The 26,647-nt window shown below is 40.7% G+C and carries 24 protein-coding genes, 19 tRNA genes and 1 pseudogene; 40 read left to right on the top strand and 4 right to left on the bottom strand.

What is annotated here, in order from left to right; all coding sequences use genetic code 11:
• Positions 1-148: 148 nt before the first annotated feature.
• From chbG to FEZ08_RS00215, 3 genes are read left to right on the top strand one after another with little or no spacing between them, the layout of a single operon-like run.
• On the top strand, positions 149-895 hold the full coding sequence (gene chbG, locus FEZ08_RS00225; RefSeq protein WP_138189688.1) for a chitin disaccharide deacetylase: 747 nt from the start codon (positions 149-151) through the stop codon (positions 893-895).
• 2 nt (positions 896-897) lie between these two features.
• Positions 898-1,428, top strand: coding sequence for a 5-formyltetrahydrofolate cyclo-ligase (locus FEZ08_RS00220; protein ID WP_138189687.1), 531 nt, complete (start codon positions 898-900; stop codon positions 1,426-1,428).
• 19 nt (positions 1,429-1,447) lie between these two features.
• Positions 1,448-2,581: a glycosyltransferase gene (locus FEZ08_RS00215; protein WP_138189686.1), complete on the top strand. Its 1,134-nt coding sequence runs from the start codon at positions 1,448-1,450 to the stop codon at positions 2,579-2,581.
• A gap of 36 nt (positions 2,582-2,617) precedes the next feature.
• On the opposite strand, the gene FEZ08_RS00210 is transcribed toward FEZ08_RS00215, so the two are convergent.
• Positions 2,618-3,559: a helix-turn-helix domain-containing protein gene (locus FEZ08_RS00210; RefSeq protein ID WP_138189685.1), complete on the bottom strand. Its 942-nt coding sequence runs from the start codon at positions 3,557-3,559 to the stop codon at positions 2,618-2,620.
• Positions 3,560-3,871: 312 nt separating this feature from the next.
• Here FEZ08_RS00210 and FEZ08_RS00205 point away from each other — a divergent pair, with 312 nt between their 5' ends.
• Genes FEZ08_RS00205 through FEZ08_RS00190 form a run of 4 tightly spaced genes read left to right on the top strand, consistent with a single transcriptional unit; the run spans position 3,872 to position 7,641 of the window.
• Positions 3,872-4,798 carry an ABC transporter substrate-binding protein gene (locus FEZ08_RS00205; protein WP_171014848.1) on the top strand — a complete coding sequence of 309 codons (927 nt, stop codon included), beginning with the start codon at positions 3,872-3,874 and terminating at the stop codon, positions 4,796-4,798.
• Between the two features lie 5 nt (positions 4,799-4,803).
• Positions 4,804-5,829, top strand: coding sequence for a FecCD family ABC transporter permease (locus tag FEZ08_RS00200; RefSeq protein ID WP_138189683.1), 1,026 nt, complete (start codon positions 4,804-4,806; stop codon positions 5,827-5,829).
• Between the two features lie 13 nt (positions 5,830-5,842).
• Entirely contained in the window at positions 5,843-6,844 is a 1,002-nt protein-coding gene (locus FEZ08_RS00195) for a FecCD family ABC transporter permease (protein ID WP_199287979.1), read from the top strand.
• Positions 6,845-6,858: 14 nt separating this feature from the next.
• Positions 6,859-7,641: an ABC transporter ATP-binding protein gene (locus FEZ08_RS00190; RefSeq protein ID WP_138189682.1), complete on the top strand. Its 783-nt coding sequence runs from the start codon at positions 6,859-6,861 to the stop codon at positions 7,639-7,641.
• A 43-nt stretch (positions 7,642-7,684) separates the two neighbouring features.
• On the opposite strand, the gene fabV is transcribed toward FEZ08_RS00190, so the two are convergent.
• Positions 7,685-8,890: an enoyl-ACP reductase FabV gene (gene fabV / locus FEZ08_RS00185; RefSeq protein ID WP_138189681.1), complete on the bottom strand. Its 1,206-nt coding sequence runs from the start codon at positions 8,888-8,890 to the stop codon at positions 7,685-7,687.
• Positions 8,891-9,102: 212 nt separating this feature from the next.
• Here fabV and accB point away from each other — a divergent pair, with 212 nt between their 5' ends.
• From accB to FEZ08_RS00025, 31 genes and pseudogenes are all read left to right on the top strand, one after another.
• Positions 9,103-9,549, top strand: coding sequence for an acetyl-CoA carboxylase biotin carboxyl carrier protein (gene accB, locus FEZ08_RS00180; RefSeq protein ID WP_138189680.1), 447 nt, complete (start codon positions 9,103-9,105; stop codon positions 9,547-9,549).
• 163 nt (positions 9,550-9,712) lie between these two features.
• The gene (locus FEZ08_RS00175) at positions 9,713-11,077 is read left to right on the top strand and encodes an acetyl-CoA carboxylase biotin carboxylase subunit (protein ID WP_138189679.1); all 1,365 of its coding nucleotides are present in this window, start codon (positions 9,713-9,715) and stop codon (positions 11,075-11,077) included.
• 2 nt (positions 11,078-11,079) lie between these two features.
• On the top strand, positions 11,080-11,931 hold the full coding sequence (gene accD, locus FEZ08_RS12305; RefSeq protein ID WP_138189678.1) for an acetyl-CoA carboxylase, carboxyltransferase subunit beta: 852 nt from the start codon (positions 11,080-11,082) through the stop codon (positions 11,929-11,931).
• 9 nt (positions 11,932-11,940) lie between these two features.
• Entirely contained in the window at positions 11,941-12,915 is a 975-nt protein-coding gene (locus FEZ08_RS12300; RefSeq protein ID WP_138189677.1) for an acetyl-CoA carboxylase carboxyltransferase subunit alpha, read from the top strand.
• Between the two features lie 4 nt (positions 12,916-12,919).
• Positions 12,920-13,420 carry a MarR family winged helix-turn-helix transcriptional regulator gene (locus tag FEZ08_RS00160; protein WP_138189676.1) on the top strand — a complete coding sequence of 167 codons (501 nt, stop codon included), beginning with the start codon at positions 12,920-12,922 and terminating at the stop codon, positions 13,418-13,420.
• The gene (locus FEZ08_RS00155; protein ID WP_171014847.1) at positions 13,413-14,390 is read left to right on the top strand and encodes a beta-ketoacyl-ACP synthase III; all 978 of its coding nucleotides are present in this window, start codon (positions 13,413-13,415) and stop codon (positions 14,388-14,390) included. The genes FEZ08_RS00160 and FEZ08_RS00155 overlap by 8 nt, the downstream gene beginning before the upstream one ends.
• A 62-nt stretch (positions 14,391-14,452) precedes the next feature.
• Positions 14,453-14,680, top strand: a complete 228-nt coding sequence (gene acpP, locus FEZ08_RS00150) for an acyl carrier protein (protein ID WP_138189674.1) — start codon at positions 14,453-14,455, stop codon at positions 14,678-14,680.
• A 79-nt stretch (positions 14,681-14,759) separates the two neighbouring features.
• Complete coding sequence (gene fabD, locus FEZ08_RS00145; RefSeq protein ID WP_138189673.1) at positions 14,760-15,692, top strand: ACP S-malonyltransferase; 933 nt, start codon at positions 14,760-14,762, stop codon at positions 15,690-15,692.
• Positions 15,693-15,694: 2 nt separating this feature from the next.
• A complete protein-coding gene (gene fabG / locus FEZ08_RS00140) occupies positions 15,695-16,447 on the top strand; it encodes a 3-oxoacyl-[acyl-carrier-protein] reductase (RefSeq protein ID WP_138189672.1) in 753 nt (250 codons plus the stop codon).
• A gap of 20 nt (positions 16,448-16,467) precedes the next feature.
• On the top strand, positions 16,468-17,715 hold the full coding sequence (gene fabF, locus FEZ08_RS00135) for a beta-ketoacyl-ACP synthase II (RefSeq protein WP_138189671.1): 1,248 nt from the start codon (positions 16,468-16,470) through the stop codon (positions 17,713-17,715).
• A 156-nt stretch (positions 17,716-17,871) separates the two neighbouring features.
• Positions 17,872-18,336, top strand: coding sequence for a 3-hydroxyacyl-ACP dehydratase FabZ (fabZ, locus tag FEZ08_RS00130; RefSeq protein ID WP_138189670.1), 465 nt, complete (start codon positions 17,872-17,874; stop codon positions 18,334-18,336).
• A gap of 228 nt (positions 18,337-18,564) precedes the next feature.
• Positions 18,565-18,641, top strand: a tRNA-Asn gene (locus tag FEZ08_RS00125).
• 3 nt (positions 18,642-18,644) lie between these two features.
• Positions 18,645-18,721 (top strand) — tRNA-Glu (locus FEZ08_RS00120).
• A 13-nt stretch (positions 18,722-18,734) separates the two neighbouring features.
• A tRNA-Asp gene (locus FEZ08_RS00115) sits at positions 18,735-18,810 on the top strand.
• 230 nt (positions 18,811-19,040) lie between these two features.
• Positions 19,041-19,116 (top strand) — tRNA-Phe (locus tag FEZ08_RS00110).
• Between the two features lie 40 nt (positions 19,117-19,156).
• Positions 19,157-19,231 (top strand) — tRNA-Gln (locus tag FEZ08_RS00105).
• A gap of 10 nt (positions 19,232-19,241) precedes the next feature.
• Positions 19,242-19,317 (top strand) — tRNA-Lys (locus FEZ08_RS00100).
• 59 nt (positions 19,318-19,376) lie between these two features.
• A tRNA-Leu gene (locus FEZ08_RS00095) sits at positions 19,377-19,465 on the top strand.
• A 13-nt stretch (positions 19,466-19,478) separates the two neighbouring features.
• A tRNA-Arg gene (locus FEZ08_RS00090) sits at positions 19,479-19,555 on the top strand.
• A gap of 15 nt (positions 19,556-19,570) precedes the next feature.
• A tRNA-Pro gene (locus FEZ08_RS00085) sits at positions 19,571-19,647 on the top strand.
• Positions 19,648-19,686: 39 nt separating this feature from the next.
• Positions 19,687-19,762, top strand: a tRNA-Ala gene (locus tag FEZ08_RS00080).
• 29 nt (positions 19,763-19,791) lie between these two features.
• Positions 19,792-19,868, top strand: a tRNA-Met gene (locus FEZ08_RS00075).
• 17 nt (positions 19,869-19,885) lie between these two features.
• A tRNA-Ile gene (locus FEZ08_RS00070) sits at positions 19,886-19,962 on the top strand.
• 24 nt (positions 19,963-19,986) lie between these two features.
• Positions 19,987-20,079 (top strand) — tRNA-Ser (locus FEZ08_RS00065).
• Positions 20,080-20,109: 30 nt separating this feature from the next.
• Positions 20,110-20,186, top strand: a tRNA-Met gene (locus FEZ08_RS00060).
• A 2-nt stretch (positions 20,187-20,188) separates the two neighbouring features.
• Positions 20,189-20,264: transfer RNA gene (locus FEZ08_RS00055), tRNA-Asp, on the top strand.
• A gap of 86 nt (positions 20,265-20,350) precedes the next feature.
• A tRNA-Gly gene (locus FEZ08_RS00050) sits at positions 20,351-20,424 on the top strand.
• Between the two features lie 71 nt (positions 20,425-20,495).
• A tRNA-Ile gene (locus tag FEZ08_RS00045) sits at positions 20,496-20,572 on the top strand.
• 139 nt (positions 20,573-20,711) lie between these two features.
• Positions 20,712-20,788, top strand: a tRNA-Glu gene (locus FEZ08_RS00040).
• Positions 20,789-21,010: 222 nt separating this feature from the next.
• Positions 21,011-21,095, top strand: a tRNA-Leu gene (locus FEZ08_RS00035).
• A gap of 651 nt (positions 21,096-21,746) precedes the next feature.
• A pseudogene (locus tag FEZ08_RS00025) lies at positions 21,747-22,845 on the top strand (IS3 family transposase).
• A 9-nt stretch (positions 22,846-22,854) separates the two neighbouring features.
• Here the strand turns inward: FEZ08_RS00025 and FEZ08_RS00020 are convergent.
• On the bottom strand, positions 22,855-23,259 hold the full coding sequence (locus FEZ08_RS00020; protein ID WP_138189668.1) for an internalin N-terminal domain-containing protein: 405 nt from the start codon (positions 23,257-23,259) through the stop codon (positions 22,855-22,857).
• A 247-nt stretch (positions 23,260-23,506) separates the two neighbouring features.
• Here FEZ08_RS00020 and FEZ08_RS00015 point away from each other — a divergent pair, with 247 nt between their 5' ends.
• Positions 23,507-23,704 carry a hypothetical protein gene (locus tag FEZ08_RS00015; protein WP_138189667.1) on the top strand — a complete coding sequence of 66 codons (198 nt, stop codon included), beginning with the start codon at positions 23,507-23,509 and terminating at the stop codon, positions 23,702-23,704.
• 267 nt (positions 23,705-23,971) lie between these two features.
• A complete protein-coding gene (locus FEZ08_RS00010; RefSeq protein WP_138189666.1) occupies positions 23,972-25,654 on the top strand; it encodes a PTS transporter subunit EIIC in 1,683 nt (560 codons plus the stop codon).
• A gap of 133 nt (positions 25,655-25,787) precedes the next feature.
• Here FEZ08_RS00010 and FEZ08_RS00005 read toward each other — a convergent pair whose 3' ends face one another.
• Positions 25,788-26,345, bottom strand: a complete 558-nt coding sequence (locus FEZ08_RS00005; protein WP_138189665.1) for a recombinase family protein — start codon at positions 26,343-26,345, stop codon at positions 25,788-25,790.
• Positions 26,346-26,647: the final 302 nt, after the last annotated feature.

Here is a 26,647-nt window from a genome sequence, read left to right as displayed (position 1 = left end):
ATGTTTTTAAATGAGTTAAGAGATCACAATTGAATGACTCACGGTAGTTTTAAGAAGGTTTATGAGCATGCTGAGCTTTGCATACAGATAATCGCGCAGATACTAGGACGACTGAAGATCAATAATACTATGTAAGGAGAAAACGACTATGAAAAAAATTATTGTAAATGCAGATGACTTTGGTTTAACAAAAAATGTTTCAAATGGAATTGTTGAAGCATGGAAAAATGGTATTGTAACATCGACAACAATGATGATGAACTTGGGAGAGTCAACTGATTATGCAATTGAACTTGCCAAAAAATATCCTGATTTACCAATTGGCGTTCACTTAAACATTCGTATGGGTAAGCCTTTAACTGAAGGCTTGACTAATATTGTTGATGAAAACGGCGACCTTTATAAGCAAAATTTACAAGATTTAGCCGGTTATGATTTAAATGAAGTTGAACAAGAGTATCGTGCGCAAATAAAAAAATTTTATGCAGCAGGGCTTGTTCCGACTCATATTGATAGTCATCATCATTCTCACGGCGTTCCAGGTATTGATGATGTTACCCTGAAAATTGCTAAAGAATTTGATTTACCAATCCGTCCGTTGTTTACTGAGGGAAAAGCTGCAGCGGCAGGAATTCAGTCACCGGATACAATGATTGGTGATTTTTACCAAGAAGGCGTATCAGTTCAAGGTTTAATTGATTCAATCAATGAATTACCTGATGATATTGTTGTTGATATTATGACGCATCCTGCTGTTGTTGATGATGAGTTACGTTCAATCTCTTCTTATTCAGATTATCGTACTAAAGAAGTTGAAGTATTAACCGACCCAGAATTAATGGATTTCATTAATGAAAATAATATTCAACTGACATCTTATCGTATGTATCGATAGTGATGGAAAGCAAGCAGCAATTAAGGGATAAAGCAAAAGCAATTCGTGATGCTATTCCTATAGATAAGCGCAAGCAATGGTCACAGCAGATTTGCCAGCAAATCTACTGTGACCCAATTTTTAATAATGGCCAAATCATCGCAATATTTTGGCCGATTGGCAGTGAAGTAGATGTTTTGCCGCTGTTATATCAGAGTGGCAAGCGATTTGTTTTTCCAAGAGTTCAGGGTAAGCAAATGGTTTTTGCTGAGATGACTGACGAACATAAGGTGGGCTTCTTTGGCCAGCGTGAGCCGCATCTTCTGCAAGCAGCAGTTACTCCGGATGTAGTTGTTGTACCACTGTTGGCATTTACTGAATCGGGGTACCGTTTAGGCTATGGAGGCGGTTATTATGATCGTTATTTGGCAGATGTGAAGTTGCCAACGATTGGTGTTGCTTTCGATGTACAGAAGGTAGAGGAATTACCGATAGAGTCGTTCGATGTTGCTATAGATCGCATTATTACTGAAAAACAAATTTATGTAAAGTAGACGCAAGGAGCAAGAGTTTATGCAAAAGAAGAAAAAAATTGTATTTATGACTTACTCATTATCAATGGGTGGAACGGAACGGGTTATGATTAATCTGATTCATCATATTAAAGATAAATATGATATTGATGTGTTGAGTTTAACTCAAAAAGATGATGTTTCATATCTTTTGCCCGAAGGCGTAAATGTAATTAAGTTGCTTCCTTTTCAAACTGTTTCGCCAGTGACAATGTTTTTCGTTTGGCTTTTGGGGTCAATGCCTAGATTAGCACGTTGGGTAATCAATCGTAAGCTTGGTGATGATTATGATATTGAGGTTGCCTTTTCTGATTGGGGCGGGGCACCAAACTTTATGGCGGCCAGAAAGACTAAAGCGTTGCGTCTGGCTTGGATTCATTTTGACGCTGATGTTTTTGATTTTAGAGCAACCGGATTTATTAATTTTTCTAAGGTCATGCGTGAGTTTGATAAAATTTATTGTGTTTCGACAAAGGTAAAGAATTCAATTGATGGTCAGTTTCCGAGTTTATCTGGTATAACTGATGTTTTATATAATTTGCAACAAGTTGAGCGAATTAGTGAGCAGAAGAAAGAAGAATTTTCTTTTGAACCTGAAGGGATTAATATTGTTGCCTGTGGGCGAATGTTCCGGCAAAAAGCCTTTGAGCGGTTGATTTGGGCTCACAGTAAAATTTTAGATGATGGCATCCCCCATCATCTGCATATTGTCGGCAGTGGCGTAGAAGAGATGCCATTGAAGCTGTTAGCTAAAACGCTGAATGTTGAAAATACGGTTACATTCTGGGGTATGCAACAAAATCCATATAAATTTATGCGGGCAGCAGATTTATTTGTGCTTTCGTCTAAATATGAAGGATTACCTACCGTTTGTATTGAAAGTTTAATTTGCGGTACACCGGTTGTTTCAACAAACGTTGCCGGAATTGAAGAAATTATTGATCAGGATGTGAATGGCTGGATTGTTGATAACAACCGAACTGACTTCTATGTAGGGTTAAAAAAAGTATTAGAGGATCCGGAACGGATTAAAAGATATAAGCAGAATGCTGCGAAGTATGATTGGGACAATCAGGCGATTCTGGACAAGTTTAACAGCTATATTGATTCGCGAGTAAGTGTTGATGGAGAATGAGAAAAGAGAGCTATGTTTACATAGCTCTCTTTTAAACTATATTTTTTCTAGAAACTGTGATATTTTTTCAATCAAGATATCAAATTTTTCTTCGGGATAGCGGCAAATATTTTTTGCCTGACTGCGCCATTTTTTCAACACATGCTGGTGTTTGTGCATAAATGCAAGTACGATGGCTTGGTGCAAAGCTGATTCGGCGCCGGATTTATCATTGTTTTGATAGTGAGACATGAAGAGCTGGTAGTAAGCACCTGATAGAAACGAGGTCAAATTGTTGGTGTATGCGAAGTCCAGTGCTCTTTTACTCCAGATGATTGCTTCATTATATCGGTGTTCCATATTTGAAAGCAGGGCTGCATTGATTAAAAATTTTACTTGAATTTCTCGGGTTTCAAAAATTTGATTATATGTTTCAAGGTCGGCAATTGCTCGTTTAGCAACAGCAATTGCTGACTCGTAGGGTAATGCAAGAAATACAGAGGCTAAAAGACGTAATTCAAAAAAGTACCATTTATCCATTTCTTTTAGTTCATCCCATATTTCGAGGATGAGAGCTCTGGACTGGTTAATATCAAAATCTTCAATATAGATTTTACGAGCAGATACTAATTTATAAAGTTGTTTAAAGGCTTGGTTGCCAGTAGCTTTATAATATTTCAAACATAGTTTTTGTATTTGTTCATATCGCTCTTTGGTGTGCGCATCAGAAAAGCCGCGCATTAATGAGTTGATTTCTTCAACTGGGGTGTTTTTACTATTGTTTACTAAGTAGTTGAGTTCATCAAGGCCAATGTTTAATTGATTGGCAATATGAATGCAGTTTTCATATGAGGTACGAATGTTGCCCTTCTCAATGTTTGCCAATGTTGGTTGGGTAAATTTATCGGCACACACTTGAGTCTGCGACATTCTTTTATTGATTCGGATTTGATGAAAAGTTGCGCCTAGCTTTTTGGTAAAATCATTAGTTTGTTGCAAAGTGCTTCCTCCTTTTTGGTTTTATTCTGTTCATCACATTTTTAGTCAAATTATACCATTAAATTACCATATTTGAGCGAAATATTATAATCTTTTGGTGAATAAATATATATCAGAAAAATTTAATTAATCACTAATTCTCAGTAGGAAAGCTTCACAAATAAGCTAAATCAGAATTATTACGATTTTGTTTGACTTCGTATCGAGAACTATGTTATTTTAATAGAGCTGGGATTTATTGTTACATAAATCACAAAAATGAAACGAGTATTAAATTGGAATCGTTCCAATTTAGGGAAAGAAGTGAATAACGTGAGTTTTATCAAGAAAGCAAGTGGTTTTATGGCGCTTGTATTAGTTGCAGTGAGTCTTGCTGCATGTACATCTACACCAACTCAAGAAACACGTACGTTTGAGTCAGAAAAGGGAACTATTGAAATTCCGATAAAGTCTGAGAAGATTGTTACTGATTATTTCTTGGGGGACTTGCTAGCGATGGGAATTACACCGGTCGGGGGAACTAATTTGTTGTTACAGAGTCCGCAATTTGCAGGACTGGTTGATAATGTAACCAATGTTGGTGATTATGGAGCGGTATCTTTTGAAAAAGTTGCTGAGTTAGAGCCAGATCTGATTATCACAATGAGTGAATCTGAGTATGAACAGTATTCTAAGATTGCACCGACTATTTATATTACACCATCAAATTATACGAATACTGAGCGAATGACTTTATTAGGCGAAGTAACCGGTTGGCAAGATGCTGCAACAAATGTATTAAATGCATTTGATGCTCGTATTGCTGAAGCAAAAACAAAATTACAATCATATATTGATGAGGGTGTTGTGGTTACGGTATTTGATGTATTCCCTAGTGACATATATGTTCAAGGTAATACTCAAGGCGGTGGTGGTCTATTGTACAATGATCTGGGATTCAAAGCACCTGAACGCGTGCAGAAAGAATTGATTGATGCAAAAGTTATTTTTGCACCGATTGCAATGGAAGTTGTACCTGAATATGCCGGCGACCGAATTTTCTTATTGCAATGGCAAGCTGAAGATTTAACTAATCAATTGAAAGATAGCAGTGTTTGGAAAAGCTTAGATGCTGTAAAAAATAATATGGTTTATGAAGTTGATTCTGATGTGTTTCGTGCTTTTGACTTTATCTCTTTGGATAAGCAAATTGACATGATTGTTGATAGCTTTACCGGAACAACAACAGGGAGTAATTAATTGACATGAGCAAGGGCACACAGATAACAACCAAAAATAATTATGTGAAAGCAGTGTGGACGATTCTGATTGGAATTGTCTTACTGCTTTTTGCCGTTGCATTATCTATTTCTTTAGGGGCGGCAAATTTTGATTTGGCAACAGTATGGCAGGCAATTTTTGCGCCAGACATGAGTTTGCTGCCACATCAGATTATTTGGGAGTTACGCTTGCCACGGGTTTTGGTAGCAGTAATTGTTGGTGCCGCACTTTCGGTGGCGGGGGCAATTATGCAGGGTGTAACCCGCAACCCGTTGGCTGATGCCGGCTTGCTTGGGCTGAATGCCGGTTCAGGCTTCGCCATCGCCATTTGCTTCGCCTTTTTTCCAGCCATGTCGCAATTAGGCTTGTTGGCGGCATCTTTTGTTGGTGCTGGTATAAGTCTTTTGCTTATTTATGGAATTAGCGCTGCAGCACGCGGTGCTTTTACACCGGCAAAATTAGTATTGGTTGGTGCCAGTATTTCAATGTTGATGATTGCCATCAGCCAAGCGATTGCGCTTTATTTCAATTTAACCCAAGGATTTGCGTTCTGGACTGCCGGCGGTGTAGCTATCGTCACTTGGGATCAGTTAGCATTTGTCACACCTTTTATTGTTATCGGCTTGCTGTTGGCAGTGCTTTTAAGTCGATCAATTACAGTACTTAGCCTTGGAGAAAAAATGGCGATTGGTTTAGGTCAACGTGTAGGCTTAGTAAAAATCCTATCGTTGCTCGTTGTTTTAATCTTGGCAGGTGCTTCGGTCTCGTTAGTTGGAGCAGTTGGCTTTGTAGGGTTGCTGATTCCTCATATTGTTCGGCATTTTGTAGGATCTGATTACCGTTATATTATTCCTTGTTCAGCAGTTTTAGGCGGACTTTTTCTAGTGCTGGCGGATTTTGGTGCGCGAATGATTAATGCACCATATGAGACGCCGCTTGGAGCAGTGGTTGCGCTTATTGGCGTGCCATTCTTTTTGCATGTGGTCAGAAAAGATATTAAAGGTATATAGGAGGTGCTGTTGATTGACTAGTAGGAGAAAACTATTAATAATCGCAGCCCTCGGGCTGACGATTATTATATTATTTATGATTAGTATGGCAACGGGCGTTTCAAAGCTCTCGCCATTCGAGGTTATTCAAACATTGCTCGGTATGGGCAGCAGTAAGCAGCATTTAATCTTGTTTGAATTCCGGCTGCCACGAATGTTATTATCAATCTGTATAGGTATTGGTTTGGCTGTTTCGGGATGTATCTTGCAAGGGGTAAGCCGCAACGATTTAGCGGATCCGGGAATTTTAGGTATTAATGCCGGTGCCGGCTTGGCAATTGTTTTAGTACTGTTATTTTTTGGTGGCCTTGGCAGTGCTCCGGCTTGGTTGATGCCAATTATTGCTTTTGGCGGTGCAATCGCCGCGATGGCGCTGGTGTACGGGCTGAGCTACAAGCGAGGCCATGTAACCTCAGCAACGCGGCTAGTGTTAACCGGAGTTGGTGTCGGCAGCGGGTTGCTGGCGGCTTCAACGGCGCTTTCGCTGCGACTCAGCGAGGAGCAGTATCGTTTGATTTCCATCTGGCTTGCTGGTAATGTGTGGAATGCTTCTTGGTTGAGCGTGGCAATTACCGTGCCGGTGATTGTCATCCTCTTTGGCTTCGTTTTCTACAAAAGCCGTGTGCTCAATGCAATTACTTTAGGTGATGATATGGCGCTGGGACTTGGCGTTAATATTAATCGGCAGCGGTTGCTATTCTTGTTAATTGCAGCGCTTTTAGCCGGGGTTTGTGTTGCTGCCGGCGGGAATATTGCGTTTGTTGGTTTGATTGGGCCGCATGTTGCCCGGTCGCTGGTTGGTTCTAATCATAAGTATCTGTTACCGACTTCGGCGTTGTGTGGTGCAATTTTAGTATTGCTGGCGGACACTTTAGGGCGAATTATTTTGCAGCCAATGGAAGTGCCGACCGGAATTATTGTCGCGATTATCGGCGCGCCATACTTCTTATATTTACTCATGCGTGCGAAGAATTAACAGGAGGTGATTGCATGTATAGCTTAGAAACCAGAAATATTGATGTGGCCTATGAAGGGCACAAAATTATTGAAGAAATGAATTTGCTGATTCCAAAAGGGCAAATAACGGTTATTATCGGCCCGAATGGATGTGGTAAATCGACGTTGCTTAAAGCTTTAGCTAGGATTATAAAACCCGTTAGCGGTGAAATAATCCTAAATGATCTTGCTTTATCAAAACAAACTACTAAAGAGGTTGCTAAACAAATGGCGATTCTGCCGCAATCGCCGGAAGCACCAAACGGGATGACGGTTGAGGAGCTTATTGCTTACGGTCGTTATCCGCATCAAAGCGGCTTTGGCCGCTTGCAAGAAGCTGACAAGAAAGTCATTGACTGGGCACTTGAAGCAACCGGCATCACTGCGTTGCGCAATTGTTCACTTGACGCCCTTTCGGGCGGCCAGCGCCAGCGTGTCTGGATTGCGCTGGCAGTCGCGCAAGAAACCGACTTAATCTTGCTGGATGAGCCAACAACTTATTTGGACTTAGCACATCAGCTTGAAGTTTTGCAGTTGTTGCACGCCTTGAATCAGGAAGAAGAACGCACCATCGTCATGGTGTTGCACGATTTAAATTTGGCGGCGCGATTTGCTGATAACATGATTGCCATGAAAGACGGACAGATTGTAAAATATGGTCCGGCAAATGATGTCATGGAAAAAGAAGTATTGCGAGAAGTATTTAATATTGACGGCGAGATTGTCGCTGATCCAAGAACCGGGAAAAATATTTGCATTACATATGATTTATTATAAAGAAAAAGGCGATACAGCTTCTGGCCGTATCGCCTTTTCTTTTTTATAGTTTCTCTAACTGATTATCAGCATTTAAAGTTTCTAAATCCAAATCAGCTTCGTAGTCAATATTGTCATATCCAAATCCATTTTGGTGCATGAAGTCAGCGATGAATCCATCGATGTCCATGAGCTGGCGATAGTTGTCAGCCGTTACTTGCTCGAGAATTGCATCAACTTCTGCCTGGATTTCCGGGCGCATTTCCCACGCATCCGGACGATAGCGTCCCGCTTCATCGATTTCAGGTTTATCACCATACAGCATTTCTTGCATAAAGCGATAAATTTGCGCATCGGTTTTTTCTTCGATGTTGTGAGCCTTCATGACTTTCATTAAGGCGGCACCATACATTGGGAAAATCGGGATGACGCTGCTGGCACGAGTTACCACTGCTTTGCAGACAACGCTGGCAGCCATACCGTGTACAGAGTTTTCCAAGTAGCTATTTAACCCATGTGCAGTTTGCTCCATGTCTTCTTTCGCTTTGCCAATTGTACCGCTGCGGTAAATGCGCTCTGTCGCTTTTGGTCCGATGTAAGAATAAGTCACGGTTTTGAAGCCGTTGGCGAGGACGCCGGCTTCATTTAAAGCTTCTACCCAAAGTTTCCAGTCAGCACCACCCATAACTTTCACGGTATTATCAATATCGCTTTGTTCGGCTGGTTCCAGCGTGCGTTCAATTACGTTGCCGGTTCCGATATCAATGGTTTCGCCGGTTAACGGTTCGCCGATTACTTTTAAACTTGAAGTATAAGTTTCGCCGGTTTTCGGATCTTGACGTTTTCCTGAAGCAACTGAGTACACCAGTAAGTCAATTTTTCCGCCAAATTCATTCTTAATATAGTTGATAACTGCATCGCGGGCAGCATCACTAAAGGCGTCGCCAATAAAGTCTTTGGCAATCAAGCCAGCACTTTTGGCATATTCTTCAAAATAAACATTATTCCACCAACCGGCAGTTCCGGTGCGGCTGCCACCAGGGCCCGCTTCATATGACACATTAATGGTATCAGCATTGCTGCCGACCGCCAAAGCAATTCGGCTTGAAAGCCCATATCCGGTAGATCCCCCCAGGATTAAAACCTTCTTTGGTCCAGCAAAAGGTTTCTGCGTTTTTGCATATGCAATTTGTTCCTCTACATATTGTTTACAACCGAGTGGATGAGCATTGAAAGCAACATTCATTCGGATTGTCGGTTTGATGATCATAAAAAATAAGCCTCCTATAGTTTTGAATGTCAAAATGATTTGACGTTTATACCATAATTATATATCATATACATGAAGTAAACAAAATTTTTTTCACTTCTTCAGCGAAAGCCGAGTGTCCTTCCGGGGAAACAGACTTTCCCGTAAGGACACCGAGTTTACTTTGTAGCTAAACAAATTTTCGGATATCGAATAGGAGGATTTTTAATATTATGGATATTAAAAAAATCAAAGAGGTTATGGACTTATTCTCAGAAAGTGATTTAACAGCAATCGAAATAGCTGAAAAAGATACAAAAATTCGTCTTGAGCGTGATGTACAAGGAGCAACGGTTCTTGCACCAATGCCACAAGCTATGCCGGTACAACCTGTAGTTGAGACAACTAACGCAGCGGCAGCTAACGACGCACCAAGCAACAAAGGCAAAGAAGTGCTTTCGCCACTAGTAGGAACATTTTATTCGGCAGCATCACCAACTGACCCGCCTTTTGCTAAAGTCGGTCAAAAAGTTGCTGAAGGAGAAGTGCTTTGCATTATTGAAGCGATGAAAGTTATGAACGAAATTCAAGCACCTTTCGCAGGAACAATCTCTAAGGTTTGTGTTGAGAATGGCGATGTTATTGCTTTTGATCAACCAATCTTTGAATTTGAAGCCTAATTAATAAATTAAGCAAAGTATTTGAAAACGCTTGAAATCAAAGGAAATTGATGAAAATTGGGAGGGAGCGTATTCTAACATACGTGACCGAGCAATTTTTATTAATTTTTAAAGATTGCGAGCGTTTCTCAATGCTTTGACACGAAAGGTTGGAGTATAACACATGTTTACAAAAATATTAATAGCCAATCGGGGCGAAATTGCGGTTCGTATTATTCGCGCTTGTAATGAAATGGGTATTGAGACAGTTGCCATCTACGCCAAAGGTGACGAAGATGCGTTGCACGTTCAATTAGCTGACCAGGCAATTTGTGTTGGACCGGCTAAAGCAACGGAAAGCTACTTGAATATGACTGCGATTTTAAGTGCAGCGATTTCAACGGGTGCACAAGCAATTCACCCCGGTTTTGGTTTCTTATCAGAAAATGCTGAATTTGTCGGGCGCTGCGAAGAGTGCGGCATTGTTTTTATTGGCCCAAAATCAGAAACAATTGAAAAAATGGGTGATAAAGCGCAAGCACGTGATACTGCAATGCGTGCCAAAGTTCCGGTTGTTCCCGGAAGCGATGGAATTCTCACTGATTTAAAAGAAGCTAAAGAATTAGCTAAACGTATTCAATATCCGGTGCTGATTAAAGCAGTAAGCGGCGGTGGCGGAAAAGGTATGCGTATCGTCGAGCGTGAAATTGATCTTGAAGCTATGATAAAAGCGGCCCAAATGGAAGCCCAGGCAGCGTTTGGTGATGAAACCGTATATATGGAAAAATTTATTGTTGAGCCAAAACATATTGAGTTCCAGATTTTAGCTGATCATCATGGGCATGTTGTGCATTTAGGTGAACGTGATTGCTCAGTGCAACGCCGTAACCAAAAAATGATTGAAGAAGCACCATCAGTTTTTCTTGATGATAAATTGCGGGCGCGTATGGGTAACGACGCCGTGAAGCTGGCTAAAAATGTAAAATACCGTAACGCCGGAACTATTGAGTTCTTAGTTGATAAAGAAAACAACTACTACTTCATCGAAATGAACACCCGTATTCAAGTTGAACACCCGGTAACGGAGATGATAACTGGCATCGATTTGGTTAAAGAACAAATCCGCATTGCCGCAGGAATGGAGTTGCCATTCACGCAAAAGAATATTCAAATTCGCGGTCATGCGATTGAGTGTCGGATTAATGCCGAAGACCCCGAGCATGATTTCCGCCCGAGCCCGGGAAAAATCAGCACATTAGTGTTGCCAGGCGGTAACGGCATACGTATTGACAGTGCTGTATATCAAGGATATACAGTTCCGCCAACATACGATTCAATGATTGCCAAGCTGATTGTTTACGGTCAAGACCGTGAAGAAGCACTCGCAAAGATGCGTCGTGCATTAGAAGAGTTTATTATTTTTGATATCAAAAATAATATTGACTTCCAGTATTCAATTATTAACCATCCAAGTTTTATACTTGGAAACTTTGATACATCATTCATCGCCAAGCAAATGTTAGCGAAGACTGATCGAAAGGAAAAATAATAATGAATATTTTTAAAACACGTCAGCAACGGGTTCTGCGCTATCGCCAGCCGGTTGAAGTGACTAAAATAGACGTTCCTGATAACTTATATTCGAAATGTGATGCCTGCGAGTCAGTATTGCATACCGAAGAAGTTGTTAACAACCAATTTGTTTGCCCGCGCTGCGGCCACCATTTCCGAATGCGTGCCCGCGACCGCGTGCAAATGTTTACCGATGCGGATTCCTTTCGCGAGTTCAATCGCTATATCCGCACTGAAAATCCGTTGGATTTTCCAAACTATCTGGAAAAAGTGGATGCTTTAACCGAGTCGACTGGACTTGCTGAAGCAGTCATTACCGGTTATGCCAAATTACGTGGTCGTGATTGTGTAATCGCAGTAATGGATAGCTACTTTTTAATGGGGAGTATGGGTAGTGTTGTTGGTGAGAAGATTACCCGCGCAATTGAGCGGGCAACCAAAGATCACTTACCGCTGATTATTTTCTCGGCTTCCGGCGGGGCGCGGATGCAAGAAGGATTATTCTCGCTGATGCAGATGGCCAAAACGTCTGCTGCACTTGCGCGGCATAGTGAAGCAGGACTCCTTTATGTGTCAATTTTAACTGACCCAACTACCGGCGGAGTTACTGCCTCGTTTGCGAGTCTTGGTGACATTATTGTTGCTGAGCCAAATGCGTTGATTGGTTTTGCCGGTCCACGGGTTATTGAGCAGACGATTATGCAGAAATTGCCTGAAGGTTTTCAGCGAGCAGAGTTTTTGCTGGAAAAAGGTTTTGTTGATTATATTGCCGAACGTAAAAATTTGCGGGACGTTGTTGCCCGTTTAATTAAATATCATGTGAAGGAGTAGTGTTTAACGATGAGTAAAAAGTATATTGATCAATTACAAGCATTGGAATCTGAGTTACAGGCACTACGCGAACAAAATGATAATTCGGCAGTTGCTATCCAGATGCGTGAGATTGAAGAAGAGATAAATATTATTCGCAGTAAAGCCGGCGTTGATATTAGCGCTTGGGACCGGGTCAAGTTAGCACGTTTGCCGGAACGGCCAACGGCCCTTGATTATATGGATTTATTATTCCGTGACTTTATTGAGCTGCATGGTGATCGTCACTATGCTGATGATAAGGCGATTATTGGTGGTATTGCTACTATTGATGATTTTCCGGTTACGGTTATTGCTCAGCAAAAAGGGCGCAGTACGGCTGAAAACATTGAGCGAAATTTTGGGATGCCAAATCCTGAAGGTTACCGTAAGGCACTACGTTTAATGAAACAGGCAGAAAAATTTGGCCGACCGGTTATTTGTTTTGTAGATACGCAAGGTGCCTATCCTGGTCTGGGTGCTGAAGAGCGCGGGCAAGGCGAAGCGATTGCGCGGATTTTGATGGAATCTTCAAACTTGAAGGTACCGATTATTTCGATATTGATTGGTGAGGGCGGTTCTGGCGGTGCATTGGCGCTTGCCGTAGCTGACCGGGTGGTAATGCTGGAAAATGCAATCTACTCAATTCTTTCTCCGGAAGGATTTGCATCAATTTTATGGAAAGATGCCGGACGGGCGCAGGAAGCAGCTGAGAAGATGAAAATCACTGCTAAAGAAATTAAAGAGTTTTCTTTAATTGATGCGGTTATTAAAGAACCGGCCGGAGGCGCGCAATATGATATTGATATTGTTGTTAAAGCTATCCGCCGCTATCTTTTGAACCAGCTTCCGGAATTGATGAAGAAAAAAGACACACAACTTGTTCGTGAGCGTTATAATAAATTCCGCCAAATGGGCGTCTTCCGCTATTCTTTAGAGAATAAAAGAACCAGCGAGGAGGAATAATGCAATGGAATTCAAAAAAAGTGAATTAAATGATTGGGCTATTGATTTAGCCAATAAATATATTAGTGCCGGTCATCAAATTCTTGATGTGAAAAGAGAATTTCTTGCCAAGCATGGTGTTACTGATTTAACTTTGCATGAAGTTCGTGCAATTCGCTATATCAGTCAAATGAAGAAAGTTTCTCTGGGGACACTTGCTAACAAGATGAATATTACCATCAGTTCTTTAACTCCGATTGTGCAACGGCTTGAGAAAAAAGGCTATGTGCAACGGGAAAAAGATAAGGATGACCGCCGCATCAGCTATATATCATTGACTGAACATGGTGAAGAAGTAACTAAAATATCAATGATGCATATTACTACGTTGATAGCCCGTATAGCTAAAAAAGTAACTGAAACTGAATATGCCGGCTTTCTACACGTACTTGATCTCATTGAATCAACATCAGCTGAAATTGCTGCAGAAGAAGACTTGACAAAAGGCGGTGATGTCATTGAGTAATTACGGACGTATACTTGGTGTCGGAAAATGTGTTGACGGAGTTGTTGTGCACAACAATGATCTATCAACAATTATGGAAACATCGGATGAATGGATTTCGCAACGAACCGGAATCCGTGAACGGGTTGTTGCTTATGATGATGCTGCCATGCTGGCTTATAAAGCAGCAGATGCGGCATTAACAAAAGCCAAACTAACTATTGAAGACATCAACATGATTATCGTAGCAACGATAACCAGTGAATATGTAATGCCAACAACCAGTGGTGCAGTACTCAAATTATTTGAAACTGACCACCAATGCCCGTGCTTTGATATTAATGTCGCGTGCAGCGGCTTTGTATACGGATTGGACATAGCTGAAAAAATGATGGCTAGCGGCGAATATACGAATATTCTTGTTATTGGTAGCGAAACTTTGTCGCGCGTCCTTGACTGGAGTGATCGCGCAACGGCAGTACTCTTTGGTGATGGTGCCGGGGCAGCAGTTATCGGTAAAAGTGACCACCGACAAATCGGGCCGAGTCACTTATCAACTAAACGTGATGCAAATGAATCATTATTGCTCTACAATGTGCATGATCCGTTGCCGTTTCTAGACGAACAGCCGCCGGAAAAGCAGCAGTATGTGCGTATGGCGGGACAAGAAGTCTTTAAGTTCGCAGTTAAAACAACACAGGAAGCAATTGAGATTGTCTTGGATAAAGCCAATTTGGCGATGGAAGATATTGATCACTTTGTCTTTCACCAAGCAAATGAACGGATTGTCAACTATGTCGCTAAGCGCATGGGAATTCCGGAAACGAAGGTCTTTCTCAATATGAATAAGTACGGAAATACATCAGCTGCTTCAATCCCGATTGCCTTATGCGAAATGGATGAAGCAGAAATTTTAAAACCAGGTGATCGAATCATGTTAGTCGGATTTGGCGCCGGATTATCTTGGGGAACAATTTTAGTTGAATGGTAGGCCCAAATATCATATAATATACATGTATGAAAAATCGCAAGAATCGAAAGGATGAAATACAAATGACAACATTTGATAAAGTAAAAGCAATTTTAGTAGACCAATTAGGAGTAGATCCTGAAGAAGTAACAATGGATTCAAAAATCCAAGACGACTTAGGAGCAGATTCATTATCAGTAATGCAAGTTGTAATGGACGTTGAAGCTGAATTCGGAATCGAAGTTCCAGAAGAAGAATTGTTAAAAATCGTAACTGTTGGCGACATCGTTAACAAAATCGATCAAGCATAATCTTATTATGAAAAAAGGCAGCACCTGCACGAGTATATATCGGCCGTGCTGCCCTTTTATTTGAAAGGTTGGAAAACATATGAAAATTGCATTTTTGTTTGCAGGACAAGGTGCACAATATGTTGGCATGGGAAAAGAGCTGGCTGATAACTATCAAACAGCTCTTTCGGTGTATAATATCGCCAACAGTGTGCTCCCGTTTAACCTTGAGGAACTTTGCTTTGAAGGACCAAAAGAACAATTAGATTTAACTGAATATACACAACCGGCAATTTTAGCGACCAGTGTAGCAATTTATTCAGTATTGAAAGAAAAAGATATTGTACCGGATGTCGTTGCGGGATTAAGTTTAGGGGAATACACCGCGCTGTATGCAGCGGGTGTATTCCAGCTTGAAGAATTGATACCGCTGGTCAACAAACGCGGGCGTTACATGCAAGAAGCAGTGCCGGCAGGTGAGGGTACCATGGCAGCAGTTTTGATGGCTGACCCTGATACGGTTCTGGCCGCATGTGCTGAAGCTAGCAGTGTCGGCATCGTTGAAGCAGCTAACTTTAACTGTCCGGGACAAATCGTTATTGGCGGACAGCCAGCGGCAGTTGAAGCAGCCAGCAGCATTTTAAAAGAAAAAAGAGCTCGGGTTATGCCTTTGAAAGTCAGCGGCCCGTTCCATACTTCTATGTTACAACCGGCAGGAGTTAAACTTGCGGAAGCATTGGCAGAAGTTACGATGGAAAAACCAAATATTCCGGTAATGACAAATGTTACCGGTAATTATATTCAATCAAATGACGATATTGCTGAGCTGCTTGTTCGCCAAGTCAGTTCACCAGTATATTTCGAAGATATGATTCATGCGATGATCGAAGACGGAGTAGAAGCATTTGTTGAAATCGGACCAGGTAAAGCTTTAAGCGGCTTTCTTAAACGAATTAATTCGGAGATTCCGGTTTATGTAGTAGAGAATGAGGAAACTTTAGAGGCGGCAGTGACTGCTTTAGGAGGTAAATAAATATGTTAAACTTAAAAGACAAAGTAGCGTTAATTACTGGTGCCAGCCGTGGTATTGGCCGGGCGACAGCACTTAAATTTGCTGAGCTTGGCACTAGTATCTCAATTAATTATTTAAATGAAGCCGGACTTGCAGAAGCAGAAGCGGTTGCTCAAGAAGTGAAAGCCTTTGGCGTAGATGCGTTTTGTGTTATGGGAGATGTCTCAAAATTTGACGATGCCGCAAGCATCGTCAATCAAACCGTTGAGCATTTTGGAAGAATTGATATCTTGGTAAATAATGCCGGAATCACTCGTGATACATTAATGTTACGTATGAAAGAAGAAGACTTTGATGCAGTCGTCGATGTTAACTTAAAAGGTGCATGGAATATGATGAAAAACGTAACCCCGATTATGTTGAAACAAAAATCAGGTTCTATTGTAAATATGGCCTCAGTTATCGGTTTAGTTGGTAACGCCGGACAAATTAACTATGCAGCTTCGAAAGCAGGACTTATCGGCATGACAAAATCTTTAGCCAAAGAACTTGCCGGTCGCAGCATCCGTGTCAATGCGTTAGCGCCAGGGTTTATTAAATCAGATATGACTGATAAATTAACTGACGCACAAAAAGAAGGAATTCTTACATTAGTGCCAATGAAAGTTTTAGGAAACGTAGAGGATGTTGCTAATGCGGCGGCGTTCTTAAGCTCAGATATGGCATCATATATTACCGGACAGACGCTGACAATTGACGGCGGCATGGTCATGTAAATTTTGGAGGTAAAAATAGTATGGAAAGACGAGTAGTTATAACCGGAATGGGTGTTATTTCACCAGTCGGAAACGATGTTGAAACATTTTGGACAAACCTGAAAAACGGGAAACACGGTATCAAAATGATTGACGAATTTGATACTAGTGATATGAAAACAAAAGTTGCAGCAACAATCAAGGATTTCGATCCGCTTGACTGGGTGCCTAGAATGGAACTGCGACGTTTTGATATGTTTACTCACTATGCAATAGCAGCAACAACGCAAGCATTTAAAGATGCTGGTTTTGATGTTGAAAATCAAAACTATACTCCAGAACGCATGGGTGTAATTCTTGGTAGCGGTGTTGGCGGCATGCGTACTTGGGAAGACCAGTACGATAAAAAGTTTTTGCAAGGCAAGAAAAAACCACAACCATTGTTCTTACCAATGATGTTGGTAAACATGGCGGCAGGGAATGTTTCAATTAAATTCCAAGCCAAAGCACACTGTACCAGTGTCGTGACTGCCTGCGCTGCAGCCAGCCACTCAATCGGCGATGCTTTTAAAATCATCGCCGCAGATCGTGCTGATGTCATGATTGCCGGCGGTACCGAAGCAGCCTTCACTCGCGATGGTGTTTTAGGCTTCGAAGTACTGACAGCATTAAGTGGTTCAGATAATCCTGACCGCGCTTCAATCCCATTTGACAAAGACCGCAACGGTTTTGTTATGGGTGAAGGTGCAGGCGTTCTTATTTTAGAAGAACTTGAGCATGCTAAAAAACGTGGCGCTACAATCTATGCTGAAATTGTAGGGTATGGAGCCAGCGGTGATGCTTACCATATGACCAGCCCGGCTCCGGATGGAGCCGGTGCGGCGCGTTCAATGGAGCAAGCAATTGATGATGCCGGCATTCAACCAGAAGCAATTGGTTACATTAATGCCCATGGAACTTCAACACCATATAACGATTTATTTGAAACAATCGCGATTAAACGCGCGCTTGGCGAACATGCTTACAATGTTCCGATTAGTTCAACTAAATCAATGACAGGCCACTTATTAGGTGCATCAGGCGGCGTTGAAGCGATTGCCTGCATTCAGGCAATCCGCGAGGGTTTTGTACCACCAACAGCTGGTCTTGAAAATGTGGATCCGGAACTTGATTTGGACTATGTGCCAAAGGTTGGCCGTGAAGTTGAAAACCTTGAGTATGCACTTAGCAACTCATTAGGTTTCGGTGGGCATAATGCTACTTTGATTTTCAAGAAATATTCCGAATAAAATATTGATGAAAAGCGCTCGCAATCTAAGAAAACTGTATAGCCTTGTTCAGTCACGTATATTTAGATACGCTCCTTCGCAAGTCTATACAGCTTCCTACGATTTCAATCGCTTTCAAACAATATTTTCATATGTAATTTAGGAGGAGAAAAGAGTATGGCAATTGTTTATAATAATGAACAAATTAAAGAGATTATTCCTCATCGCTACCCGTTTTTACTTGTTGATGTAATTACTGAGGTTGGCGAGAATGAAGAAGGGCAATTTTATATTGTCGGCAAGAAGAACGTGACTGCTAATGAACCGCATTTTGTTGGTCATTTTCCGCAGTACCAAGTTATGCCGGGTGTATTAATTGTTGAGGCCTTGGCACAAGTTGGTTGTGTAGGTATGTTAGCGCAGGAAGAACATAGAGGTAAACTGGGAATGTTTACGTCAATTGATAAAGTGAAAATCCGTCAGCAAGTCGTTCCAGGTGATACTTTGGAATTGCGGGTTGATATGATTGCTCAAAAGAAAATGGGTGAGCGGGTTTTTGGAACCGGAAAGGCTGTTGCCAAAGTTGATGGTAAAGTTGCCCTTCAAGGTGAAATCGGTTTTGTAATTACGCCACAGGAATGATAGGTGTCGCGGGACAAGTCCGAGCACGGAATTGTCCCGCGGAATTACTTGCTTTTCTAAAGAAAAAAAGAGCATTTAATGAAGCCTTACTTAGAATTGTATTAATTTTGTCAAATCATTCACGTAATTTGTGCTTAAAGTGATAAAGTTTGCAAAAATACCTGAAAAACTGTTGACAAATTAGTGGAAAAAATATATCATATATTCGTTGCCTATAAAATGAGAATTGCCTCATTAGCTCAGTTGGTTAGAGCACTTGACTGTTAATCAAGGGGTCTCAGGTTCGAGTCCTGAATGGGGCGCCAGTTGGCCCGTTGGTGAAGCGGTTTAACACACATGCCTTTCACGCATGCATACACGGGTTCGAATCCCGTACGGGTCACCATTTCAATTTTCACGGTCCCGTAGTGTAGCGGTTATCACGCCTGCCTGTCACGCAGGAGATCGCGAGTTCGATTCTCGTCGGGACCGCCATTATATGGTTTTCCTGAAACACTACAAGGAACTAATAGGTAAAGACAAATCATTAGGCGCAGAGAAATTTTTCAAGTTCGAGGAAAGTCGAGCGAGACAGGAGGAGTTTACTTCGGTAAGCACCCCGAGAGTACTTGCCCACCGAATGTTTTAGAGCATTCGGACGCAGCGTGACGACCTGGCGAATCGATGACTTGACGATGAAATTGGAGAATTTATCAAGCATAATTGGCTCAGTAGCTCAGTCGGTAGAGCAAAGGATTGAAAATCCTTGTGTCGGCGGTTCGATTCCGTCCTGAGCCACCATTCTTAAAGTGGTATGGCGCGAAAGCCAATAACGAAATATTGGGCCATAGCCAAGCGGTAAGGCAACGGACTTTGACTCCGTCATGCGCTGGTTCGAATCCAGCTGGCCCAGCCATTTATATTTCGTCCCGTTAGCTCAGTTGGTAGAGCATCTGACTTTTAATCAGAGGGTCAATGGTTCGAGTCCATTACGGGACACCATTTATTATTGAAAACGTTTTAATAATAGTATATAATATAATCCTAAGGGATTATTAATTGCCTGGGTGGCGGAACTGGTAGACGCACAGGACTTAAAATCCTGCGGGTGGTGACACCCGTGCCGGTTCGATTCCGGCCCTAGGCACCATCTAATATATATTGCGCCCGTAGCTCAATTGGATAGAGCGTTTGACTACGGATCAAAAGGTTGTGGGTTCGACTCCTGCCGGGCGCGCCATATATTTTTTTTTGCCGGGAAATAGCTCAGCTTGGTAGAGCACTTGGTTTGGGACCAAGGGGTCGCAGGTTCGAATCCTGTTTTCCCGACCATTATTATCTTTACAAACAGTAAAGTTATTTTCATTTAATGGGGCATTAGCTCAGCTGGGAGAGCGCCTGCTTTGCACGCAGGAGGTCAGCGGTTCGATCCCGCTATGCTCCACCATTAAATTTTTATAATAAGCATCCAAACATGGCGGTGTAGCTCAGCTGGCTAGAGCATTCGGTTCATACCCGAAAGGTCGTGGGTTCGAGTCCCTCCGCCGCTACCAATTCGAGTTTATAACACGGACCCTTAGCTCAGTTGGTGAGAGCTATCGGCTCATAACCGATCGGTCGTAGGTTCGAGTCCTACAGGGTCCACCATTATTATAGAAGTTTCATGATTACGGAGGAATACCCAAGTCCGGCTGAAGGGATCGGTCTTGAAAACCGACAGGGGTGTAACAGCTCGCGGGGGTTCGAATCCCTCTTCCTCCGCCATTATCTAAATCCAGAATATCCCTATTATATCGCGGGGTGGAGCAGTCTGGTAGCTCGTCGGGCTCATAACCCGAAGGTCGTCGGTTCAAATCCGGCCCCCGCCACCAATGGTCCCGTAGTGTAGCGGTTATCACGCCTGCCTGTCACGCAGGAGATCGCGAGTTCGATTCTCGTCGGGACCGCCATTCTTAATTGAATACTAGTAATCAAAATGAATTGTTTTCTCAACAGGTTCCTGACAAGAACTTTAAACAATATGCTTTGATATGACGCGGGTGTGGTTTAATGGTAGAACAAGAGCCTTCCAAGCTTTTAGCGTGAGTTCGATTCTCATCACCCGCTCCATTTTTTATTTAAGTGGGAACAGCCTTCTTGATGGAATAAATAAGAAGTTTAGGCTGTTATTTTTGTCTTATGGGCCTATAGCTCAGCTGGTTAGAGCGCACCCCTGATAAGGGTGAGGTCGATGGTTCGAGTCCATTTAGGCCCACCATAAGATTATTTTGTAAAACGCAGGAAAATTTTCGATAATCGCGAAAGAGCGAGACGGTAAGGGAGGATCTTACTTCGGTAAGTAACGACTGAGGCGACGAGGTCTGACAATGAGTAGCGGAAATTTAACAAGTTTTATCGGCCCGTTGGTGAAGCGGTTTAACACACATGCCTTTCACGCATGCATACACGGGTTCGAATCCCGTACGGGTCACCATTTCATATTTGAAACGCATACCTCCAGAAGGTATTTTTTTATGCCAAATTTTGACCAAGACGGCGGTTAATCCGCCGCCTTGGTCCAGGCTTTCCAACAAAGGGAAAAGTTTCATCTATATATGGTTGAAAGTGCCGATATTCAATTGACATTATTTTGTGCAAATTGTATAATTAGGAGCGTAGTGCAAAACTGCGAACAATCAAATAGATTGCAAACCATGCGGGTGTGGCGGAACTGGCAGACGCGCTAGACTTAGGATCTAGTACCTCACGGTGTGCAGGTTCGATTCCTGTCACCCGCACCATTTGAGTTGGATACACTTTATTTGACACTATTTATTAGAAATTCCAATTCAAGATATATCATCAAATTAATTTTTAAAACAGGTTCCATGAATCTGTTTTTTTATTATACAAATTAAGGGTGATGGTTATGGTCAATGTGCATAAGATAGAAATTAGAGATGAGATTCTAAGGCAATTTGAAAATGGAAAACAGTGAGGGAATTAGCAATAGAGTACAGTATACCTAAAAGTACTATTTATAGCTGGATTAAAAACTATAGGCGAAGGATTTCTACATCTGGAAAAATATACTCATATAGAACAATTCAACTCTTAGAGGAGAAAATAAGAAAATAAAAAAATATATAGAAATTTATAATAGAACAGGTTGCACCCAAAAATCTAACTTGGATGCAAAAATTGATGCTATTTTCTCTATTGAAAAGGAGTATAGTATACATACATTATGTGAGGCATTTTCAATTAGAAGGTCAACGTTTTATCATCGCTCTCGTCGGCAGAATAAGAAAGATCAGTTAGAAAAAGAGGATAAGGAATTAACTACCGCAATAATGGGGGTATTGGAATGGATAGGCTACAATAAAAAATACAAAAAAAGATAGACATGATAGAATAAAAAAACAGAAAACATATGAAAGTGGGTAACTAGTATGTCGAAAAAAGTAAAGCGATTTACAGAAGAATTTAAACAACAAATTGTACAGTTGTATCAATCAGGAAAAACAGCTCGTGAGCTAGCAGAAACCTATCAAGTAGGAAAATCTACAATTCTTAAATGGACGAAAGATTTTCAAACATCGGGCTCATTTTCAGTCTCTGATAACCGAAGTGATGCCGAAAATGAACTTCTTGAGCTGCGCAAAATAAATAAACAGCTCCTTATGGAAAATGATATCCTAAAGCAAGCCGCGCTGATTATGGGACGAAAATAGCACTCATTCGTGCTAATAAGCATAAATACCCCGTCAGTAGAATGTGTTCCTTGCTTCAGGTAAGCCGGCAGAGTTATTACACATATAAACAAAAAAAGATTGATCCAGTCAGACCAATCTTGAAGGAGATATTCTTAGATAGTCAATCTGTCTATGGTACTCGTAAGTTCAAGGTGGAATTAGCTAAACGTGGTTTTTGCGTTTCTCACCGGCGAATAAGTCGATTAATGAAATTATACGGATTAGTTTCAGCCTATACAACGAAAAAATATCGATTGAAACGTGAATCGACTAATCAATCACCAACAACCAATGTTTTGAATCGCCAGTTTAATGACAAGTCAATTCGGGAAGTAGTTGTGAGCGATTTAACATACGTACGAGTCAGTCATCACTGTATGTATGTTTAATCTTAGATTTATCAAACCGCGAAATAATTGGCTATGCGGCAGGAAAGCATAAAACTGCCCATCTTGTCTACCAAGCTTTAGCAAAAGTTCCAGGAAACTTAGCAGATATACAAATTTTCCATAGTGATCTAGGGAGCGAATTTAACAACTACATCTTGGATGAGTTATTTAAAACATTCAACATCCAGCGTTCCCTCTCGCGTAAGGGAACTCCACATGATAACGCGGTAGCTGAAAGTACCTTTAAGATAGTGAAAACCGAATTTATACATCGCCGCTGGTTTACTTCGCTTTAACACTTACAAAGCGAATTAGCTAGTTATATATTTTGGTTTAATCACAAACGCATTCACCCTTCACTTCAATATCTTTCTCCGGTTCAGTTTAAGCAACAGTGTCTAACTTAATTTTGTACATTAAACTGTTGCCTTTCCAAAACCTAAGTAAGATAGATTCGAAAAGCTTGTACTAGCTAACGGACTAATATCACTGATTTGATTATCATTTAGATAAAAATAAGCTAGATTCGGCAAATATTCAATTCCATCGATAGAACCAATATTACTATATGAAGCACCCAAATCAGTTAAACCGTCTAATTGTGTTTGCGTAACAACATCAATTATCGAAACACCTAAGGTACCTGCAATGACTGCTGCTAAATTAGGATCTGGAAATATTTCATTGACAGCTGCCGGTGGAGGTGTTGATGTACTAGCCGCATGAACAATATCTGTTCTGTTTTCTTGAATAAATACTGTCGATCCAATCATAAATGCAAAAAGAGCAATACTGAATAAGAGTTTAAATAGTTTCATCATTGGTCACTCCTCAAAAATTAGTTTATTGTTAATTTAATTCATTCCCTATACATTAGTATATAATATAAATTAAGCAATCACAATATAGTAAATGTTTGAAGAAAAACAATGCTAAAATGCCCTTACAAAATATAATAATAGTATGATACCATAAAGTAAAACTAATAGGATGGATAGAGTAGTGAGAATGATTAATCTTGAACAACAGTATAGGAAGTTTGTCTTTAAAGAGTGTATTAAACCATATATGCAGAGACTCGATGGAAGACAGACAGCAGCATTCGTAAGGGCACTAAAAATACGATATAGTTATGATATTGAAACGATGAAAATTCCGAAAGATGTTTTAAAATACATTCAGTACATGAACTTAGACGAAAACACAATAAAAATGGAGTTTGCTGGATACATTGAACTAGAATCAAAAGCAGAATATTTTGAGTGAACACCGTTATTGCAGACCAAGACCTAGTATGATACAATGAAATAGCAAACATGTGCACGTGTGCAATTTCATAGCGCTCTTTTGTGAGTATATTCTTTTGAGATGCAGCCTCGATTTGGGGCTGTTTTTTTATTACATAATGATATCCCAAATATGCCATGTCAAGAAGTTATTGACAATCATGGCAACTAAATGCTATTATTTCACTGCTATCTTTCAGAGTGGGGGGACCGGAAGAAAGTAATTTTAGATTAAGGGTGATAGTATATGAACAATGGAATTTTTGCAACCTTGCAACGGATTGGTCGGTCATTTATGCTACCAATTGCTATTTTACCAATTGCCGGATTATTGTTAGCAATTGGAGCAACATTTACTAATGAAACTAACTTGTCTTTATATGGGCTTAATGAGCTCATGGGTAATGGTACGATTTGGTATTCATTTTTTACAATTTTAAAAGCAGCAGGAGATGTTGTTTTTGCAAATTTACCAGTATTATTTGCATTAGGAGTAGCAATTGGTATGGCTAATACAGAAAAAGCAACAGCTGCTATTGCATCACTGGTTGGATTTTTAGTCCTTACGGCGACAATGTCTGCGCTTCTGCATATAGGCTGGGGTGCAAAGTTGATTGATTTAGGCTATACATTAGAACAGTTTCCTGAGCTTGGCGGACAGTTAACGCAGTTGGCAAATGATCCTTTGGCTTATAGTAGTGCGTTAAATGGTGCGATAGGAACTCAACAGGCTTTGGGTGGTCAAACAACAGTATTAGGGATGCAGACGCTAAATATGGGTGTATTTGCTGGAATTATTGTTGGATTACTAACAGCTGCACTGCATAATAAGTTTTATAAAATTGAGTTACCAGCAGCAATTTCGTTTTTTGGTGGTACTCGATTTGTGCCAATTGTCACAGCAGTAACCATGATCTTTATTGGCATTCTCCTTTATTTCGTTTGGCCGTTTGTACAAAATGGTATTTCAATCTTAGCGTATGGTATTAATTCACTCGGCTATTTCGGGACGTTCCTATACGGTCTTATTGAACGCTCATTGATACCATTTGGATTGCATCATGTGTTCTATACACCATTCTGGCAAACTTCACTCGGTGGAACTCTTGAGGTTGGTGGTAAAATGATTCAAGGTGCACAAAACATTGTGTTTGCGCAGCTTGCAGATCCGAACACTGCGATTATTGATCCAATGTATGCGCGTTTTATGGCTGGAAAGTTTCCGTTTATGATGTTTGGGCTGCCAGCAGCAGCCTTGGCTATGTACCATACTGCAAAGACAAATAAGCGCAAAGGAATTGCGGGAATATTATTTGCGGCAGCGTTGACTTCGTTTTTAACGGGGATTACAGAACCAATCGAATTTACGTTCTTATTTGTAGCTCCGGTGTTATATGCAATACATGCAGTATTAGCTGGTTTATCATTCATGTTAATGCATATTTTCCAGGTTGGAGTTGGACAGACTTTTTCGGGAGGCTTTATTGATTATGTATTGTTTGGGTTATTACAATTTAGCCGCTCGAATCCATTGCCAATCTTGTTTGTTGGCGCAGTATATAGTGTCATCTATTACTTTGTTTTTAAATTCATTATTCTTAAATTCAATTTACAAACTCCTGGACGAGAAGCTGATGATGAAGAGTCAAAACTCTATACTAGAGCTGATTACAACGAAAAGCAAGCAGGTGGCAGTCGTGCAGAACAAATCATTGCTGGACTTGGTGGAGCTGCAAACATCGTAAATGTTGATGCATGTGCAACTCGATTACGACTATCAGTACACGATGAGCAGTTAGTCGATGAAACTGCACTAAAAGCTACCGGAGCCGCTGGTGTGTTAAAAACTAAAGGCGCAGTACAAGTTGTTTATGGGCCTCAGGTCTCAGTGATTCAATCAGAGGTGAGCGAATCACTTGGACGTGATTAATGGACAATAAATCTGTGTATTCAGTGAACAAAAAAACTGAAATAGCTTTTAAGCTATTTCGGTTTTTTTATTTGAAGCAGACTGATAACGTAAGATGCATCTTTAGGTACTGGCGGACGGTTCTATTCTGCTATCAAGAAAGATTATGAGATTTAATAAGTTTATAGACAGTGGAGAGTGCTAACCCGGATTGTTTGGAAATCTCCTTGACAGAAAGAGTTTGCTTTTGATAAAGGCTAAGCGCATGCTGGTGCTTTTTTGTTAGCTTGGGTCTACCCAAACGAACACCATTTTCTTTAGCAGCTTGAAGACCAGAACAAATACGTTCTCGAATGATAGAAGCCTCCATTTCCGCAAAAGCACCGATGATGGTGTAAAAGAACTTACCAGTCACAGTAGTCGTATCAATGTTATCATTGATACAAATAAATGAAACATCTTTATGATTGAGAAAGTCTAAAATAGTTAACAGTTCTTTAGTGCTGCGAGCAACACGATCAAGCTTACAGACAATAAATACATCGCCTGGTTCAAGGAGCGCAAGGGCTTTATTGAGTTGCGGACGCTCCTTAGTGCGACTACTAATCTTCTCTTTAAAGAGTAAGTCGTAGCCGTGTTTTTTGAGCTGTTGTCGCTGAGAACAGAACTTCTGAGCTAGTGTTGAAACACGCATGTAAGCAATTTTTTTCATTTAAAATACCTCCGAGATATAAAATATAATGACTAGCTTACATTATATAAAATATGATTATCAATCAGCAATATAAAAATAAGCTTGCATTTAGATTAACTTTGTAGTAAATTATAGTTAAATAGAAAATGACTAAACGCATTTTTACGGGGGATTCAATAACGAGGTTATAAGGGATTCTCCTGATTTACAGTGTAATTATGGGGGATTTTTCTATTTGTAAAAAACTATAGAATAATAAAAAAGGGTGGTAAGTATGGGCAGAGTAATTAAAATTACGAGCGCAATAGCATTTTCATTGA

It is taken from the genome of Culicoidibacter larvae (genome assembly GCF_005771635.1).
Taxonomy (GTDB): domain Bacteria; phylum Bacillota_I; class Bacilli_A; order Culicoidibacterales; family Culicoidibacteraceae; genus Culicoidibacter; species Culicoidibacter larvae.
Note: the sequence above shows the minus strand (reverse complement) of the source record. Positions and strands in the feature narration are given on the sequence as shown.

Excerpts from the sequence above, each read along its gene's own strand:
- fabF (WP_138189671.1), top strand. The coding sequence starts at position 16,468 with ATGGAAAGACGAGTAGTTATAACCGGAATGGGTGTTATTTCACCAGTC.
- FEZ08_RS12300 (WP_138189677.1), top strand. The coding sequence starts at position 11,941 with ATGAGTAAAAAGTATATTGATCAATTACAAGCATTGGAATCTGAGTTA.
- FEZ08_RS00220 (WP_138189687.1), top strand. The coding sequence starts at position 898 with ATGGAAAGCAAGCAGCAATTAAGGGATAAAGCAAAAGCAATTCGTGAT.
- FEZ08_RS00215 (WP_138189686.1), top strand. The coding sequence starts at position 1,448 with ATGCAAAAGAAGAAAAAAATTGTATTTATGACTTACTCATTATCAATG.
- FEZ08_RS00190 (WP_138189682.1), top strand. The coding sequence starts at position 6,859 with ATGTATAGCTTAGAAACCAGAAATATTGATGTGGCCTATGAAGGGCAC.
- FEZ08_RS00200 (WP_138189683.1), top strand. The coding sequence starts at position 4,804 with ATGAGCAAGGGCACACAGATAACAACCAAAAATAATTATGTGAAAGCA.
- chbG (WP_138189688.1), top strand. The coding sequence starts at position 149 with ATGAAAAAAATTATTGTAAATGCAGATGACTTTGGTTTAACAAAAAAT.
- accD (WP_138189678.1), top strand. The coding sequence starts at position 11,080 with ATGAATATTTTTAAAACACGTCAGCAACGGGTTCTGCGCTATCGCCAG.
- FEZ08_RS00175 (WP_138189679.1), top strand. The coding sequence starts at position 9,713 with ATGTTTACAAAAATATTAATAGCCAATCGGGGCGAAATTGCGGTTCGT.
- fabD (WP_138189673.1), top strand. The coding sequence starts at position 14,760 with ATGAAAATTGCATTTTTGTTTGCAGGACAAGGTGCACAATATGTTGGC.
- FEZ08_RS00015 (WP_138189667.1), top strand. The coding sequence starts at position 23,507 with ATGCAGAGACTCGATGGAAGACAGACAGCAGCATTCGTAAGGGCACTA.
- fabV (WP_138189681.1), bottom strand. The coding sequence starts at position 8,890 with ATGATCATCAAACCGACAATCCGAATGAATGTTGCTTTCAATGCTCAT.
- acpP (WP_138189674.1), top strand. The coding sequence starts at position 14,453 with ATGACAACATTTGATAAAGTAAAAGCAATTTTAGTAGACCAATTAGGA.
- accB (WP_138189680.1), top strand. The coding sequence starts at position 9,103 with ATGGATATTAAAAAAATCAAAGAGGTTATGGACTTATTCTCAGAAAGT.
- FEZ08_RS00005 (WP_138189665.1), bottom strand. The coding sequence starts at position 26,345 with ATGAAAAAAATTGCTTACATGCGTGTTTCAACACTAGCTCAGAAGTTC.
- FEZ08_RS00010 (WP_138189666.1), top strand. The coding sequence starts at position 23,972 with ATGAACAATGGAATTTTTGCAACCTTGCAACGGATTGGTCGGTCATTT.
- FEZ08_RS00160 (WP_138189676.1), top strand. The coding sequence starts at position 12,920 with ATGGAATTCAAAAAAAGTGAATTAAATGATTGGGCTATTGATTTAGCC.
- fabZ (WP_138189670.1), top strand. The coding sequence starts at position 17,872 with ATGGCAATTGTTTATAATAATGAACAAATTAAAGAGATTATTCCTCAT.
- FEZ08_RS00020 (WP_138189668.1), bottom strand. The coding sequence starts at position 23,259 with ATGATGAAACTATTTAAACTCTTATTCAGTATTGCTCTTTTTGCATTT.
- fabG (WP_138189672.1), top strand. The coding sequence starts at position 15,695 with ATGTTAAACTTAAAAGACAAAGTAGCGTTAATTACTGGTGCCAGCCGT.